The sequence below is a fragment of the Clostridium sp. genome, from assembly GCF_016650095.1.
GTDB lineage: Bacteria > Bacillota > Clostridia > Clostridiales > Clostridiaceae > Clostridium_AD.
In genome coordinates this window covers 1-1,859 of sequence record NZ_JAENWL010000446.1, presented here as the reverse complement: position 1 = coordinate 1,859, position 1,859 = coordinate 1, and the positions used below count along the sequence as shown (strand labels likewise).

2 protein-coding genes are annotated in these 1,859 nt (G+C 31.0%); one reads left to right on the top strand and one right to left on the bottom strand.

What is annotated here, in order from left to right:
* A partial coding sequence (locus tag JJE11_RS17675; protein ID WP_291638010.1) for a hypothetical protein occupies positions 1–316 on the top strand: 316 nt, incomplete at its 5' end.
* A gap of 72 nt (positions 317–388) precedes the next feature.
* On the opposite strand, the gene JJE11_RS17670 is transcribed toward JJE11_RS17675, so the two are convergent.
* Positions 389–1,597, bottom strand: coding sequence for an MFS transporter (locus tag JJE11_RS17670; protein ID WP_291638009.1), 1,209 nt, complete (start codon positions 1,595–1,597; stop codon positions 389–391).
* Between the last annotated feature and the right edge of the window lie 262 nt (positions 1,598–1,859).

Genomic DNA, 1,859 nt, shown 5'->3' with positions numbered 1-1,859 from the left:
CATGATGGAAATGGGAGATATAATTTCAGGAGATTTTTCTGCATATCCTGAAGAAACACAAGTATTTATGAAAGAATACACTGAAAAACTACGAGAAAATATAAAAGATGAATTAATAGCTGATATAGCAAATAAGATGCTTAACGATATAGATAAAAGTAAGGATTATTTCATGAATGTTTTAACTGATATATTGGATAATGGCTATAAAGGCCTGAGTAAAATGTCTACCCAGTTACTTATAGATTCATACTTAGAACGAAAAAATAAAGAGGATTTTTTGATTTTGTTAGAAAAAGTTAACGAAGAAGTCTAATATTATAATACTTATCAAATTTCATATAACACCAAAAAATAATACAAAACAATCCATTGAGACTTTGAAGTTTTAATGGATTGTTTTGTTTTCATGTGGATCTATTTTTATTTTCAAGGACAAAATCAGATTGATACAAGCAATGAATGCTGCAACAATGAAAACATATTTATATCCCATATTTAACCATAATATACCGCCTACAAAAGGTATTGACATCGCTATTACATGGTCAAAACTTGTACCTGCAGATAGAGTAGGGATAACGTCTTCTGGACATATAGCAATTTTTTTTATATAAGTCGATCTTGCCATTTCTACTACGCTTAGAGAATTATCTATTACGTAGCATGCTGCAATTATAACAACAGCAACATTCGTTGGAGCGAAATCAGCTGCAAAAGAATAGCCCATACAGATAACTATGAGTACTATTGCTTCTAGTGAAAGCACAAATCTTTCACCTTTTTTGTCTATGGCGCTTCCAACAATGGTTCTTGTAAATATGCTTAATACTGCAATTATTAATCCTAGTATAGCAAAAGTAGGAGGATCAACATGATACTCTTTTATAAGCACCCAGGGTGCGAATGTTAAAAAAATCTGCTTTCTTGCACCATTGACTACACTAAGGCAATAATATAGCGTGTATTTTTTTCTGAAAATTATTGTTACTTTTCTTGTCTTCGGTTTTTTGACTTTCATTAATCCAAGAAAAAGTGCTGCAAGAATATAAAAAAGAGAAGCTATCACAAAGGCCACTTGGTATGTAAGGTTAAAGTATTTAAATCCAAACCATACAATGGCATATCCAATAATAGTAGCAATCAGATTATATGCACTATATCTTCCTAGTCTTGCACCATAATTTCCATTCTCAGAAAGATTCATACCTATGCCAGCTGATAAGGGCATAAAAATATGAGTACCAAGGCTAAGTAACATCATCCATATTAGCATAGTTGCAAAAGTTGGTGAAAACAAACCTAGTCCTAGCATACCTAGAGCAGCAAAGAACATACCAACTATTGCTATTCTTATGTCACCAAGGAAGGAAAGTATCCCTAAAACAATAACTATTAGAACTCCTGGTAGCTCACGAGGGAACTCAACAATACCTCTCGCGGCTGCAGTTAGCTTATATGTTTCGCTTAAAAAATTATTAAACACTGTTGAGTTAATTCCGCTTGCTATTCCTGTAAATAGGCCTACAATTAAAAAAAGTTTAAAATCTTTATCGTTATTGAATTTTCTCGCAATGTTCAAAAAATTTTCTTTCATCTTTTTTTTACCATTTTATCATCTTTGTGCTTTTTTCATTGTTCATAAACTTGATGTCCCCCTTCAGCCTAACTAAACTAAGTATATTATAAAAAAATATAGAATTCAATTAATAAATGAGATATAATTACAAATATATTAATCTAATACCTGATTGATATTTCTCCACCTAAAATTGTATCTTTAGCTTGGTTCCAAGTAGCTTCAATTATAAGATTCGTTTTTAATCCAGTTTTATAATTAAATGAAATCTCTGTACCAT

Bases quoted from the DNA above. Each gene is read 5' to 3' on its own strand.
- JJE11_RS17670 (WP_291638009.1), bottom strand. From the start codon at position 1,597: ATGAAAGAAAATTTTTTGAACATTGCGAGAAAATTCAATAACGATAAA.